At 55.6% G+C, this 14,162-nt stretch carries 12 protein-coding genes; 3 read left to right on the top strand and 9 right to left on the bottom strand.

What is annotated here, in order from left to right:
* Positions 1-205 precede the first annotated feature (205 nt).
* Positions 206-832 carry a C40 family peptidase gene (locus J5441_00250; GenBank protein ID MBO4933591.1) on the bottom strand — a complete coding sequence of 209 codons (627 nt, stop codon included), beginning with the start codon at positions 830-832 and terminating at the stop codon, positions 206-208.
* A gap of 148 nt (positions 833-980) precedes the next feature.
* Here J5441_00250 and J5441_00245 point away from each other — a divergent pair, with 148 nt between their 5' ends.
* Genes J5441_00245 through J5441_00235 form a run of 3 tightly spaced genes read left to right on the top strand, consistent with a single transcriptional unit; the run spans position 981 to position 4,582 of the window.
* Positions 981-1,535 carry a sigma-70 family RNA polymerase sigma factor gene (locus tag J5441_00245; GenBank protein ID MBO4933590.1) on the top strand — a complete coding sequence of 185 codons (555 nt, stop codon included), beginning with the start codon at positions 981-983 and terminating at the stop codon, positions 1,533-1,535.
* Complete coding sequence (locus J5441_00240; GenBank protein MBO4933589.1) at positions 1,532-2,848, top strand: hypothetical protein; 1,317 nt, start codon at positions 1,532-1,534, stop codon at positions 2,846-2,848. The genes J5441_00245 and J5441_00240 overlap by 4 nt, the downstream gene beginning before the upstream one ends.
* A gap of 57 nt (positions 2,849-2,905) precedes the next feature.
* Positions 2,906-4,582 carry a leucine-rich repeat protein gene (locus J5441_00235; GenBank protein MBO4933588.1) on the top strand — a complete coding sequence of 559 codons (1,677 nt, stop codon included), beginning with the start codon at positions 2,906-2,908 and terminating at the stop codon, positions 4,580-4,582.
* A gap of 57 nt (positions 4,583-4,639) precedes the next feature.
* Here J5441_00235 and J5441_00230 read toward each other — a convergent pair whose 3' ends face one another.
* The 8 genes from J5441_00230 to J5441_00195 all read right to left on the bottom strand — a co-directional run.
* On the bottom strand, positions 4,640-4,933 hold the full coding sequence (locus tag J5441_00230) for a hypothetical protein (GenBank protein ID MBO4933587.1): 294 nt from the start codon (positions 4,931-4,933) through the stop codon (positions 4,640-4,642).
* Positions 4,930-5,886 carry an ATP-binding cassette domain-containing protein gene (locus J5441_00225; GenBank protein MBO4933586.1) on the bottom strand — a complete coding sequence of 319 codons (957 nt, stop codon included), beginning with the start codon at positions 5,884-5,886 and terminating at the stop codon, positions 4,930-4,932. The genes J5441_00230 and J5441_00225 overlap by 4 nt, the downstream gene beginning before the upstream one ends.
* 106 nt (positions 5,887-5,992) lie before the next feature.
* The gene (locus J5441_00220; protein ID MBO4933585.1) at positions 5,993-7,156 is read right to left on the bottom strand and encodes an ABC transporter ATP-binding protein; all 1,164 of its coding nucleotides are present in this window, start codon (positions 7,154-7,156) and stop codon (positions 5,993-5,995) included.
* 13 nt (positions 7,157-7,169) lie between these two features.
* Complete coding sequence (locus J5441_00215; GenBank protein ID MBO4933584.1) at positions 7,170-8,735, bottom strand: ABC transporter permease; 1,566 nt, start codon at positions 8,733-8,735, stop codon at positions 7,170-7,172.
* A 17-nt stretch (positions 8,736-8,752) separates the two neighbouring features.
* Complete coding sequence (locus tag J5441_00210) at positions 8,753-9,739, bottom strand: ABC transporter permease (GenBank protein MBO4933583.1); 987 nt, start codon at positions 9,737-9,739, stop codon at positions 8,753-8,755.
* Positions 9,740-9,957: 218 nt separating this feature from the next.
* Positions 9,958-12,231, bottom strand: a complete 2,274-nt coding sequence (locus tag J5441_00205; protein MBO4933582.1) for an ABC transporter substrate-binding protein — start codon at positions 12,229-12,231, stop codon at positions 9,958-9,960.
* Positions 12,232-12,505: 274 nt separating this feature from the next.
* Positions 12,506-13,141 carry a hypothetical protein gene (locus J5441_00200; protein MBO4933581.1) on the bottom strand — a complete coding sequence of 212 codons (636 nt, stop codon included), beginning with the start codon at positions 13,139-13,141 and terminating at the stop codon, positions 12,506-12,508.
* A gap of 18 nt (positions 13,142-13,159) precedes the next feature.
* The coding region (locus J5441_00195) for a M3 family oligoendopeptidase (protein ID MBO4933580.1) at positions 13,160-14,162 on the bottom strand (1,003 nt) is incomplete at its 5' end.

Genomic DNA, 14,162 nt, shown 5'->3' with positions numbered 1-14,162 from the left:
AGTTTTGAACGAGATGTTTATCGTTCAGGCAAAACAACAAAACAGCGGTCATACTTGATGTATGACCGCTGTTTTTTGTGAAGCATGGGCGGGAAACAGCCGTTCAAAACCCGACTTATCCCTAATTTGCGCGCCCTTTGGTGCGGGGCTTTTTTTATCGGCGTTGACTGTCGAACGCAAATGTGATAACATTGAATCGAGGGGATCAGCCGATCCTTCTGCCGCAGATGAATCTCTGCTCGTAATAGTTGCTGAACTTCTGCAACGCGGTCGGGCGGTCGGATCTGTTGCAGGAGATGAACTGGTCGTTTCCGGCGCAGATCGCGACGAACGCGGGGCCGCCGCCTATCTCATTCTCGAAGATGAGCACGTCGCCCGCCTGAAGGCCGTCGCGGCCGACTTCTTTGCCTTCCTTAGCCATATCGGGGATACGGCGGGGCATCTTGTAGCCGCTCTTGTTGAAGATGTAATAGACGAAACCGGAGTTGTCGAAGGTATCGGGGCCGACGCCGCCGGACTTATACTCCGTGCCGATCAGCTCGTTGGCGAGCTTGAGCGCGGCCGCCGCAACGCCGGAAGCGTCGCCGGAACTGCCGGAGTCCCTGTTCTCTTCGGAACCGTTATCCTCCGAACCGGCGTCTTCGGAACCGTTGTCTTCCGAGCCGTTATCGGGTTCGGAGCCGTTGTTCTCGGAGCCGTTCTGCGAGCCGGAGTCGACGGAATATTCGGGAGTGCTGCCGTTCGGGGTTTCTTTCTCGCCGCCGCACGCCGTGAGCGCCGCGACCGCTACGAATAATGCAAGGATGAGCGCAATGATTTTTATCTTTTTCATTTCTTTCACCTCTGCTTTAATTATAATCGAAAACGCGGATTATGTCAATAATTATACAAACTGTTACCGGCTTTTTTCCAAACGGGCGTAATATCCCGAAGAAAAAACTGTCATTATCATTGAAAGGCCATTCCGAAGGAGCGAAGCTATGGATGACGAGCGCATCGTCGAGCTGTTCTGGCAGCGCGACGAGACCGCGATAACGCAGCTGAACGAGAAATACGGCGCGTTCTGCTACACCGTGGCGTTCAACGTCCTTTCCGTCCGCGAGGATGCCGAAGAGTGCGTCAGCGACGCGCTTCACCGCGCGTGGGAGTCAATCCCGCCCGAGCGTCCGAAGCTGCTCCGCGCGTGGATCGGCAAGGTGACGCGTAACCTTGCGATAAACGCGTGGAACAGGGAACACGCGCAGAAGCGCGGCGGCTTTGAGTTTCTGCTCGACGAGCTGGAGGAGTGCGTTCCCGCATCCGGAAACGTGGAATCCGCCGCCGATGAAGCCGAGATTGCCGCCGCCGTCAGCAGATGGCTGAAGGCGCAGCAGGAGCTCGACCGCGCGCTGTTCGTCCGCCGCTACTGGCAGGGCGAGCCGCTGAACAAACTCGCGGATGAATGGGGCATAACGCCGAACAGACTGGCGCAAAAAATGCTGCGCCTGCGGCGAAGCCTGCGCTCCGCGCTTGAAAAGGAGGGGATAACGATATGAGCGACAAAGCCGAAAAACTCTTCAACGCCATGAACAAAATCGACGACGGGCTGATCGGATCGGCTTTCGACTGCGATGGACCGGGCAAGCTCAATAACGCGATAACGAATATAGACGACGATATCATCGAAGCCGCGCTTGCCGCGACGCCTGAAACGGTAAAGGCCGCCCCCGTTACCGCCTTCGCAAACAGACCGTGGGTAAAATGGGTCGCCGCCGCGGCGGTGTTCGTCATTGTCGCCGCCGCACCCTTCGCGATGTATAAGCTGGGAGTGTTCCGCAGCGATAACCTCGCCCCGCCTTCCTCGAGCGCTGAGAGCGACGTTCCGGAGGTAACACCCTCATCCGAAAGCGACTCCGGCAGCAGTGAGCCGGAGGGTAACTTCGCTTCCGAGCCGGACTCGGAAGCGGAGCAGACCTCAAACAGCGGCGCAAAACCGCCGCGCAGCGTTTATTCGTCTCAAGGCAGCGCCAACCCGAGCGAAGGCGAGAGCGGCGGGCAGACTTCGCACGAAACGCCGGCCGAGCCAGACGATAATAATAAAACCGATTATCCTTTTGATCCGGATAAAATTTACGGTAGCGGGAACTTTGAATTAGGCGCTCCTTCGGGCGAAAGCGGTGTGTTTATTAAAGATGATATGCCCGCGGTAATGTATCGGATAAACGGAGAAAACAAAAGGTTTAATTATCTGAATTCAACTATTATCAGAAAATCCGCTGGTATGGATCTCGATGGCAACGGCGGTTATTACATTGTTGATCAGTATGTGGACGCCAAAGGCGACACTATTATGAAATACGAGGGCTCAGAAGAATTGATGTGTTTCGAATCGGAAAACTATCAGTCGCTCGGTAATCCGGACGACTTAACGCTCGTGGATAATATGGATATGTCTGGAATAGTCGGGACCGTATTGGCAAAAAGCGCGGCGCTGAAGACGGACGTCACGTTTGACGGATTGGAAAGCGCCAGCTCTTCGGTCAGGTCTTCGGAAAATGAGTATTACGTTACATTGACTGTCGATGAAGGCGAGGTCGATGTCTGCGTCGATACGGTGGGCAGGTTACTGAATCTTGAGGTGAAAAAGTCCGCTCAGCAGCTGCCTCGCGAAAAAATAGATATAGCGGTCAATAAGCTTTTGGCGAAGCTCGTTGAGTTGAAAAATAACGATCCGGACGGGATATACTTTGTTGACAGCGTACATTACGAGGAATGGGGCAACGCGATATGCGTTGTTTTCGACGTGAGTCATTATCCTGATAAGGATTTGGACGCGGATAACGTTTATCAATACTATTGTGTCGTTTAGCGTGCAAGGTTGAAGATACGGAACGATATGCTGTGTAACTCCGAAGGAGGATTACTTATGAAAACTATAACAAGGCTTCTGTCATTATTCATAGCAGCGGCGATATTGCTTGGGATATCCGTTTTTTCAGCGGTTGCCGCCGACGGTGACGACGTTATCGGCTCGATCACTATATGCGATACTTGCGGCGAGAATTTGACGTGGAGTGTGGAAAACGGCGTCCTTACCATAAGTGGTGAAGGAGAAATGAGTGATTTTGAAGAGCATTATTATCTTGCTCCGTGGGTGCGTGAGGAGTATAAAGAGGTCGTTATCGGAAGCGGCGTTAAAAGCATAGGTAATTTTGCTTTCGCATATAGCTGGCGTTTGGAAAGTATTGTAATACCCGAAGGTGTGGAACGTATAGGAGAGGGTGCGTTCATCAACTGTTATAAGCTCAAAAGTATATCTTTTCCTCAGAGCGTTACGAGTATCGGCGACAGGGTGCTTATCAGCTGCGCCGGATTGGAAAGCATTACTGTCGCCGAAGGTAATACCTCTTTCAGTTCAGAGGGGAACTGTCTCGTCGATCTTAATGCTCACAGATTGATTGCCGGATCGAAAAATACAGTTATTCCCGATAACGGGAGCGTTGTTTCGATAGCTGATTGCGCGTTTTATGAGATCAGCGGCATAACGAGTATCACTGTTCCCGCGGGAGTTGAAACAATAGAGAAGCATGCTTTTATGAAGTGTATAGATCTGGAAGAGGTTTCACTGCCTGATGGTTTGAAGACTATCGGCATGGGTGCATTCTATAATTGTGCGTTAAAAGATATCAAGGTGCCTGATACTGTAACTGCGATCGGGCCGGGAGCTTTTGCTTATTGCTATAAGCTTGAAAGTGCGAATATACCGGACGGAATAGAGGCGCCTCTTCATGAAACCTTCCTTTTTTGCACGAGTCTGAAGAGCATATACATTCCGGCAAGCGTAACGAATGAGGATGGGGCATTTGTCGGTTGTGAAAGTTTGGAGACCATTACCGTTGCCGAGGGGAACGAGGTCTATCACAGCAGCGGGAATTGTTTAATAGAGACTGCAACTGGAACGCTGGTTGCAGGGACAGGGAATAGTGTTATTCCTGACGACGGCAGCGTTATCAGAATATACAGCAATGCGTTCGGTGGGCGCGTCGGGCTTGAAAGCATAGTTGTCCCTGAAAGTGTTACGCGTTTTGAGTCGTCGGTTTTCGGAGGATGTAGAAATCTGAAAAGCGTCGTTATTAAGGGGTCTGTCAAATATTTATTCAGTGCCTTCGATGGCTGTACTAATCTTGAAACCGTCGTTCTCGCCGAGGGCGTGGAACAGGTGGTAGTGAACACTTTTTTCCGGTGTTCGAGTCTGAAAACGGTTTTTTTCCCGAAAAGCGTAAACTATATCGCCGAAAAGGCGTTTGAGTATTCTCCCGAATTAGTGATGTGTGTTTACGAGAACACCTATTCACACGAGTACGCAGTCGAGAATGATATACCGTATTATATCATTGATGATACATACGGTTCTGGTATGTCGGGGGATATAGACAGAGACGGCGAGGTCACCGTCGCCGACGCGCTGGCGGTTTTGAGAGTGGCGGCGCGGCTCAAAGAAGCCACCCCCGAAATGATTTTAGCCGGAGATATGGATGATGACTGTGATATAACTGTCAACGACGCGCTGCTCGTGCTGCGAATTGCCGCGAAGCTCGCGTAAGTTCAGTTTCGGTCAACAGATAAAAGAACAACCGCCTGTGGCGGTTGTTCTTTTATGCTATTTAAGCAGCGTTATCAGCAGTATCACGAGGCCGAGGCCGGCGAGGAACGCGAGACCTATCAGCAGTCCCGCGCTTAACGCGCCCCAGATGAACGCCTTGCGGTCGTCCTTCGGCATCGAAGCGGCGGGGTTTTCCCAAACCGGCTTCTTCGGCGCGGTTTCTTCGCCTTCGGCGTCCGCGCGCTCCTGCTTCGGCGGAGTGCGGACGGTCAGCAGATTCGGACGCTCGACGCCGCTCATATCTGCGATGCGTCTGCCGTCGTCATCGGCGTATTCTCTGCGCTTGCTCATTGATCGTAAAGGTGGCAGACAACGTAATGACCGGGCTCGATCTCACGCTGCTGCGGAACCTCCTCCTTGCAGCGCTGCGTGCAGTGCTCGCAGCGGGTGTGGAACTTGCAGCCGGAAGGCGGATTCGCAGGGGAGGGGATGGAGCCCTCCAGCACGATGCGCTTCATCTTGACCGTCGGATCCGGCACCGGTATCGCGGAGAACAGCGCCTTCGTGTACGGATGCAGCGGATTGCGGAAGATGTCTTCTGTGGAGCCGTATTCGACCAGGTTGCCGAGGTACATGACGCCGACTGTGTCGGAGATGTGCTCGACGACGGAGAGGTCGTGGGAAATGAAAAGGTAGGTCAGCTTATACTTATCCTGGAGCTCGGCGAGCAGGTTGATTATCTGAGCCTGAATGGAAACGTCAAGCGCGGAAACCGGCTCGTCGCAGACGACGAACTCGGGGTTCAGCGCGAGAGCGCGGGCGATGCAGATACGCTGGCGCTGTCCGCCGGAGAACTCGTGCGGGTAGCGGTCCTTGTGGAAGGGCTGCAGGCCGCAGTTATCCATGACCTGATCGATATAGTCGTCAAACTCTTCTCTGCTGACGAGGTTGTGTTCGCGGACGGCTTCGCCGATTATCTCGCCGACGGGGAGTCGGGGAGAGAGGGAGGAGAAGGGGTCCTGGAAGATGATCTGCATCTTCGTGCGCAGCGGGCGCATTTCCTTCGGCGAGAGGTCGTAGACCTCCTGGCCGTTGAAAAGCACCTGACCGGCGGTCTTTTCGCCGGAAAGACGCAGGATAACGCGTCCGGTGGTGGTCTTGCCGCAACCGGATTCGCCGACGAGGCCCATCGTGGTGCCGCGCTTCAGATTGAAGGTGACGCCGTCGACCGCCTTGACGTAGCCGACCGTTTTGGAGAACATTCCGCCCTTGATGGGGAAGTGCTTTTTCAGGCCGTTGACCATCAGTATATACTGCGGGTCGTACTGAACGGGAACGAGCTGTTCCTCGGGGGTAACGATTTCGGGCGAGGGCTGCTCGACGACCTGTTCGGCATTCTGTTCGAGCTTCTTATCTTTCGCCATTATCTTCGCCCTCCTTTTTGTCATAGTAGCGATAGCAGCTGACCTTGTGGGTGTCGGAGAGGCTGATCTCGCAGGGGTATTCGCCGCCGCAGGCGTCGACCTGCATTTCGCAGCGGTCCTTGAAGTAGCAGTAGTTCGGCATGTTGACCGGGTTCGGTACCTTGCCGGGTATGGAGTAGAGCTTCTCGACCTTCTTGCCGACGACCGGCTTGGAGGCCATAAGTCCTATCGTATAGGGGTGAGAGGGGTGCAGGAAGATGTCCTCCGCGGTGCCCTTCTCGACGACCTTGCCGGCGTACATAACGACGACGTAGTCAGCCATTTCGGCGATGACGCCGAGGTCGTGCGTGATGAGCATTATCGAGGAGTTGATCTTGTCCTTCAGCTGACGGAGCAGGTCGAGGATCTGCGCCTGAATCGTAACGTCAAGCGCGGTCGTAGGCTCGTCGGCGATGATGAGCTTCGGATTGCAGGCGAGCGCCATGGCGATCATGACGCGCTGGCGCATACCGCCGGAGAGCTCGTGCGGATACATCTTGTAAACGCCCTCGCTGTTGGCGATACCGACCATCTCGAGCAGGCTTATCGTACGCGCCTTGATGTCCTCTTCCTTCATATCCTTGCCTTCGTGCAGCTCGATGACCTCGTTGACCTGGTCGCCGATGCGGAAGACGGGGTTAAGGCTCGTCATGGGCTCCTGGAATATCATGGAGATATAGTTGCCGCGGAGCTTCTGCATCGCCTCGATGGGCGTCTTAGTGATGTCGTAGGCCTTTTCGCCGAGGTTGAGGCGGATCTCGCCTTCGACGATCTGTCCCTGCGGGCGCTGGAGCAGCTGCATGATCGAAAGGCTCGTGACCGACTTGCCGCAGCCGGATTCGCCCACGACGCCGACGGTCTTGCCGGCGGGAACTTCGAAGGTGATGCCGTCGACCGCCTTGACGGTGCCGACGTCGGTGAAGAAGTGGGTGTGGAGGTTCTCGATCTCGAGCGAGTTGGCGGGATCGTGCATCTGAGTGAGGTATTCCTCCTCCGGCACGTTCTTGCGCTTATAGCGCTTTTCCAGCGCGTTGGTTATCTTGCGGTTCGCGCGGGATATAGCGCGGGATTCCTTTGCGGAAAGATATCCGTCGTTTCTTTTCTTAGCCATTTCAACAACCTCCTCAGCGCTTCATCTTCGGGTCGAACGCGTCGCGCAGACCGTCGCCGACGATGTTGAACGCCAGAACCGTTACCAGCAGGAGCACGCCCGCGGGGATCCAGATGAACCAGTAGTTCGTCAGAACGAAGGTGTTGTTGACGTCGTTGATTATGTTGCCCCAGGAGGCGAACGGGAACCTGACGCCCAATCCGAGGAAGGAGAGGGTGGCCTCCGTGATTATCGTGCTGCCGAGGCCCATCGTGCAGGAGACGATGAGCTGCGGGATGACGTTCGGAATAAGGTGCTTGTAGATCCTGCGCGAAACTCTGACGCCACAGGCTTCGGTAGCGGTCATGAACTCCTGCTCGCGCAGCGAGAGGATCTGTCCGCGGACCATACGCGCGAGACTGGGCCAGCCGAGGAAGCCGAGGATAAGCATCAGATAGATCATTCTCAGCTTCGGATCGACGCTCATGGCGTCCATCGCGGCGCCGAGGATGATGATTATGGGCATCGAAGGTATGCAGTAGAAGATATCGACGATACGCATTATAAGGTTATCCACCCAGCCGCCGAAGTATCCGGAAATACCGCCCATGATAACGCCGAGCACGGTGGCGATGAACTCGACTATGAAGCCGATCATCAGAGAAACGCGTCCGCCGTACATCAGTCGCGTGAGCATATCCATACCGTTGCGGTCGGTGCCGAGCCAGTGCTTGCTGCTCGGGGAGGCGTATGTGTCGTAAACGCGGGACTCGGTGCCCTGCTTGATGGTGTATTTCTTGGAAGCGGCGTTGAAGGAGATCCTGTAGTCGTAGTCGGTGCCGTCGGCGTCTTTGAAGTGGAACTCATCTTCGCCCTTTTCGAGCGCTTCGTAGAGGTCTTCCTTGAACTCGCGGGTGAGGAAGACGTCCGGCATCAGCGCCTGCACGAAGTAGCGGCTGATATAGCCGAGCTCGCCTTCTGCGTTTGAAACGGTGCCGTCGATGTCGATAGCGTATTCGGCGTTTTCGTAGATGAAAGAATCGAGTTCGTTGGTATACGCCTTCAGCGCTTCAAATACGAGCCCGAAGGGGAGCTTGTCGGAGGTGTTGGCGTTGAAGATGTCCTTGTATCCGATACCGATAAGCGTGCCGTCGGTCAGCGAGACCGAATAGAGGTCTTCGCCTTCTTTAGTGACGTTGTAGGTTATTCCGTCGTATTCGCAAGTGGGCTGATTCTGATTGACCGCGAGGATCATCTTGGCCTGTACGACGGAGGGGAAAGTCTGACCGTCGGCGGTCAGATAGCGGAAGTCCGTGTTCTGTATCGCGCTGGCGTATTCCTTTTCGAGAATGTCCTCGCGGTAGAAGAGCTGGTCTTCTGTGTAGGGGGAGATGAGTCCGCCTATGAAGGAGAAGGCGAACATCGCGATGAGGATGAAGAGTCCGACCATCGCCATACGGTTGCGGAAAAAGCGCTTTGCGACGAGAGCGCCGGGGGAGAGGACCTTTACGCGGCGGTCGTCGTTAAGCGAATACTGCTGCTCGTTCTTGTTTTCGGAAGCGGAGTTCAGCTTGTTTTTCTTTGCTTCTTTTTTGCTCATTTATTCCGCCCCCTTTCTCACGATATACGTACGCGCGGATCGACCACGGCGTACAGAATGTCTGCGATGAGGTTGCCCACGAGGGTCAGCACCGCGAGGAAGGACAGATAGAACATGGAGAAGGGGATATCGCCGCCTACCATCGCGTGATAGGAGGTGTATCCGATGCCGGGGATGGAATAAAGCGTTTCGGTGATCAGCGCGCCGGAGAAAAGGCCGGGCAGCGAGCCGCCGATGATCGTTACCAGCGGTATCAGCGTGTTGCGGAACGCGTGCTTGTAAATGACCTTATGCTCGCTGACGCCCTTAGCGCGGGCGGTGCGGATATAGTCGGCGTTCAGGACTTCGAGCATATTCGTGCGGGTATAGCGCATCAGTCCGCCTATGCTGATAACGACGAGCGTAATGATAGGTAAGACGAGGTGGTGCGCTTTATCCAGGAATTGCCCGAATGCCGACAGCTGCTGATGGTCGCGCCCTACGAGTCCGAACAACTCGAACCAGCCGAGTTTGACGGAGAATAACAGCTTCAACAGGGACGCAAAGAAGAACGTCGGTAGTGAAATACCTGCCAACGCTATTACCGATACTGTGTAGTCGGTCTTCGAGTACTGCTTGGTAGCGGCGATTATTCCGAGAGGTATCGCGATAAGTATCTCAAGTATAAACGCTATGCCGCCCATAATGAACGAGAGCCACACGGTGCGGTTGAATACCTGAAGGACGGGCTCGGTGTAAAACCAGCTGTCGCCGAAGTTTCCGGTGAGCGCCTTACCGAGCCAGCCGAAGAAGCCGGCGATTATGCCCTTGTCCATACCGTAGGTGGCGGAAAGCTGCTGCATCCACTCGTCAAAGCTCTTTGAGCCCGGCTGCATGGATTTCTGCCTTGCTATCGACTCTATATAAGAGGTCGGCAGACAGCGCATGAGAGCGTAGATAATGAGCGCGACAAAGAATAAGATCACCACCGATAACAGCAGTCTCTTAATGATGAATTTTCGCACAGATCATTCCTCCGATCGGGATTTGAATAACGCAACGCGCTCCCGTGCCGAAACGTAACGGAACGGGGGCGTGTTACTGTTTTTCGGACAGAAACTCCGCTTTACAAGGAATGCGAAATGCCTGTCCGAAAAGCAGTCGACCTGCCCCGCGGTCAAAAGACCGCGGGGCAGGTACCTAACTACAACGCAGGTTGCAGTGTTCGAGTCAACCTTCCTGATTATTTCAGGGTGGTGTTCTCAATCTCCATCATCCAGCCGTAGAAGGTGGTGATGTCGGGAGTGACGGTGTCGAGATCGACGCGCTCAGCGCTGAAGATGATGGCGTTCTGGCGCTGATAGACGGGGATCTCAACGGCCCAGTCGATAACGACGTCGAGGGCGGACTTGTAGATGCCCTTTCTGTAGGCCTGATCGGTGGAGGCTCTGCCGTCAAGGATGAGCTTGTTCAGCTGAGGATCGTTGATGGCGTACATGTAGTTGGAGCCGCCGGCCTTCTTGCCGGTCGCTTCGTCGCCGGAGAAGTAGATCTGATACATATCCGGATCGACGCTGGCGCCCCAGGCGGCGCACCAGATGGCGACTTCCTGAGCCTCAAGAGCGGTCCAGAGGTCGGAGGAATTGGTGAGGTCCTTGATGATGAGGTTGATGCCGATCGCTTCAAAGGCCTTCTTCGCTTCGGTCAGGATCATGAAGGAAGGATGGTCGCCCGAGCCGTCAGCCGGGATCCAGGCGGTGTACTCGAGGGAGGCGCCTTCCGGAGCAGCGGTGACCTTGCCGTCAGCGACGGTGTAGCCGGCAGCTTCGAGGAAGCCGAGGGCAGCGGTCTGAGCGGCAGCGTACTTCTGTTCCGCGGTCATGTCGGAGGTGTAGATGTCCTTGCCGTCCTTGTCAACGGAGAACGCGACCTTGTAACCGTCGTCGGTGGACTGAGGAGCAGCCCAGGACGTGTTGGAGATCGGGTAGTTGATGACGGAAGCTCTGTCTCCGTAGTAGGAGTCGATAGCGACGTCACGATAGACGGAGAAGATGGTGCCGAACGCCTTGCGGAGGTTCTTGGAAGCATCGGAAGCGGGGTCGCCGCCGACGTTCATGACCTTCGCGCACATGCCGATGTAGCCGTAGCCGAGGTTGTCAACGGTGTTGGTAGCGATCTTGTCGCCGGTGAGTTCGCCGTTGCTGTTGGCCTTCTCGATGGCGGTGATGGTGTCGGTGGAGAAGGAAGGATCGGTGATGTCGATGGTGCCGGTGGTGACGCCGTTGAGCTTATCGTCGTCGGTCAGGCACTGCTTGAAGTTGATGAGCTTGGTCTTCGGAACGCCGCGGTAGTAATTCTCGTTGGCTTCGAAGTAGACAACGCCGTCTTCGTACTTGATGAACTTATACGCGCCGGCGCCCATGGGCTCGGAGATCTTCGATCTGGCGATGGAGAGGTCGCCCTTGTCGAAGCCGAACTTGTTGTTGTCATAGTCGTACTTGGCCTTGTCGCCATAGTAGTGGAGAGGAGTGACCGCCATGGTGAACTGATAAATGGCGGTGGCGTCGACTTCGGTCAGGGTAACGGTCATGCTGTAGTCGCCGGTCTTCTTGATGCCTTCGATGCTGGCGGCGGATTCGCCGGTCTGAACACCGTTGAGGTATTCGCCCTGAAGGGCGGCGATGGTCAGCTGAGTGAGGTCGGAGCCGGCGGTCTCGGTGGCGACGGCTTCGTCAACGGTCGGATAAGCGGCAACGATGGCTTCCCAGAACGCCTGATAGTCAGCGTCTTCGGCAAGCTCGTAGCCCCAGTTGGCGGCGCAGGCGGCAACGGAATCAGTGGAAGCGTTGTAGCCCTTGCTGATGCAGTAGTCGCAGATTTCCTTCGCGAAATCGGCGCCCGCCTTGTTGTTGTAGTAATCCCAGAAGGTGTTGTACTGTTCCTCAGTGTAGAGGTCGTTGGCAACGTAGCCTTCGGAGCCGGCCGCGAAGATGACGTTTCCGCGGGAATCCATGCCGGAACGGTACTCGGCCATGCCCTTAATCGGCAGCGCGAAGAAGGTGGTGGAGCCGTCATAGGTAGGATCGGCGTAGGTGTACATCGTGAAAATGACGTCGTCGATGGTGAGCTTTTCGCCGTCGGAGAACTTGAGGTCCTCGCGGAGCTTGAAGCTGTAGTCGACGGTGCCGTCAGCCTTCTGATCGATGGTCAGGTCAGCGGGGCCGTAGTAAGTGTAATCCTTACCGTTGTAGGCGACCGTGGTGCCGTCGATGCCCTTCTCGATGACAGCGCCGGTACGATCGGAAGTCAGCAGGCCGAGCTGAGTCATAGCCTGGACGTCCTGGTCATAGGCCGTCTCGGAGAAGAACGGGCTGAACTTGCCGGAGAAGGGAGAATAACCGACTACGAGCGGAGTGTCGTCCTTCGCTTCGTTGCCGCCTTCGCCGCATCCGACGAACAGGCCCATGCACATAACCGCAGCAAGCAGCAGTGCAAGGATTTTCTTTGTGCTTTTCATTGTTTTTCCTCCTAATGAATTTTATAAACGGGAACTGTCCCGCAAATAAACGGTTGAAAGGGGGCGAAAAGCGCCGGCGCTTTTTCGCGTTAAAGCCGAGAAGCCGAAAGCGTACAAGCCGGCTAAAGCCTCTGTAAATGCGCTTTTCAGGCAGTATTCCCGCGTTTTTCGCCACGGGTACACTACCAATACTCACACAATATTTTTGATATTATAACACACTTGTTACAAAAATGGAAGAGGAAATTTAGATTTTTTGCAAAAAACGACGGTTTTACACCTTTTCGGCCGTCTCTTTCCATGCGACTTTGGGCGCGTAAAGCGCCAGCAGAGCGCAGGAAACGATCACCGCCGCCTTCAGGCAAAGGTAAGCGACGCAGCGGAACGTCTGGTCGACGACCTCTCCGGACTGCAGCGTTACGCCGGTGCCGTGAACGAGCATAAAGACGACGCCGCCAATGATCCCGACGCCCGCGAATCCGACCGCGAGCCAGCACCTCGCGGGCAGCGACCCGAAGGTCTGTTTGCGCACGTACTCGCGCAGGATGCTTCCGTTCGCGGTTATCCTGCCGACCGCCCAGACGACCGTGCCGACGAATACGAACTCGAAGCCGAACGGGCCTATCGTGTACCACGTGTCCCTCATGAAGGGCGTGGTGAACAAGCCGCTGCCGACGCAGGCGGCGAGTGCGGGCAGCATAAGAAGCCACAGCCGCAGCAGCACGGAACCGCGCGTGTTTATTGCCTCGTCGTATTCGTAGCACTGACCGGTGTAGACGTACTTGCCGTCCGCGGTGCGGTGGATATCGTCGAGATAAGCGCGTCTGCCTTTTTTCTTTTTAGCCTGCTGAGCGGGATGCTCCGGGGGTTCGGGAAACAGGCCGGTGTTTTCGTTTTCTTCTTCGTACATATCAGCAGTCAGCGGGAATTATTCGATTCCCGTCATGTCGTAGCCTTCGAGCCAGGCGTTGGCGTCCGCGCATACGCCGCGCAGGCAGCTTTCGTCGAAGGGTGTGGCGAGGCCGGCGTTTTTCAGCAGCTCGGTGAAGGTGCGGCTGCCGCCCTGTACGGTGTAAGCCATATAGTGCTTCCACGCGTTCTTCAGGTCCTTCTGTATCATCGCCCAGAACTCAAGGGCGACGGTCTGCGCGAGGCAGTAGTCGATGTAATAGAAGGGAGAGGAATAGATGTGGTGCTGACGCTGCCAGCCCTCGCCCTCGGAATAGAAGGGGATATCGCCGTCAAGGCGCATCCACGGCATATAGACGCCGAGCAGCTCCTTCCAGACAGCGTGGCGTTCGGCGGGAGTCATATCCGGCTTCTCGTAAACGACGTGCTGGAAGTGGTCGACCATCGTGCCGTAGGGGATAAAGCAGATCGCGCCGGCGAGGTGGGAGTAGTAGAACTTGCGTGTTTCTTCACCGAAGAAGCCCTCCGCCCACGGCCACGCGAAGAACTCCATCGACATGGAGTGCACCTCGCAGCTTTCCATCGAAGGCCAGATCGTCTCCATCGGAACGCGCTTGCGGCTCATCCAGTCCGCGAAGGCGTGGCCGGCCTCGTGCGTAACTGTCTCGACGTCGCCGCTCGTGCCGTTGAAGTTGGCGAAGATGAAGGGTACTTCGTAATCGTAGAAGGTCGTGCAGTAGCCGCCTCCGCGCTTGCCTTCCTTGGAAAGCACGTCGAGCAGCTCGTTATCGAGCATGGTGCGGAAGAACTCGCTCGTTTCGGGAGAAAGCTCGTCATAGAACTCTCTGCCGTGCTCGAGTATCTGTTCGGGCGTGCCGAACGGCTTGGGGTTGCCGGAACGGAACTGCAGCGCGGCGTCGGAGAAGCTCAGGGGGTATTCCTTGCCCAGACGCTTCGCCTGCTCGCGGTAGATGCCGTCCGCGACGGGAACGAGGTATTTCACGACGGCGGCGCGGAACTTT

Source organism: Clostridia bacterium (assembly GCA_017620395.1).
Taxonomy (GTDB): Bacteria; Bacillota; Clostridia; order Oscillospirales; family RGIG8002; genus RGIG8002.
Note: the sequence above shows the minus strand (reverse complement) of the source record. Positions and strands in the feature narration are given on the sequence as shown.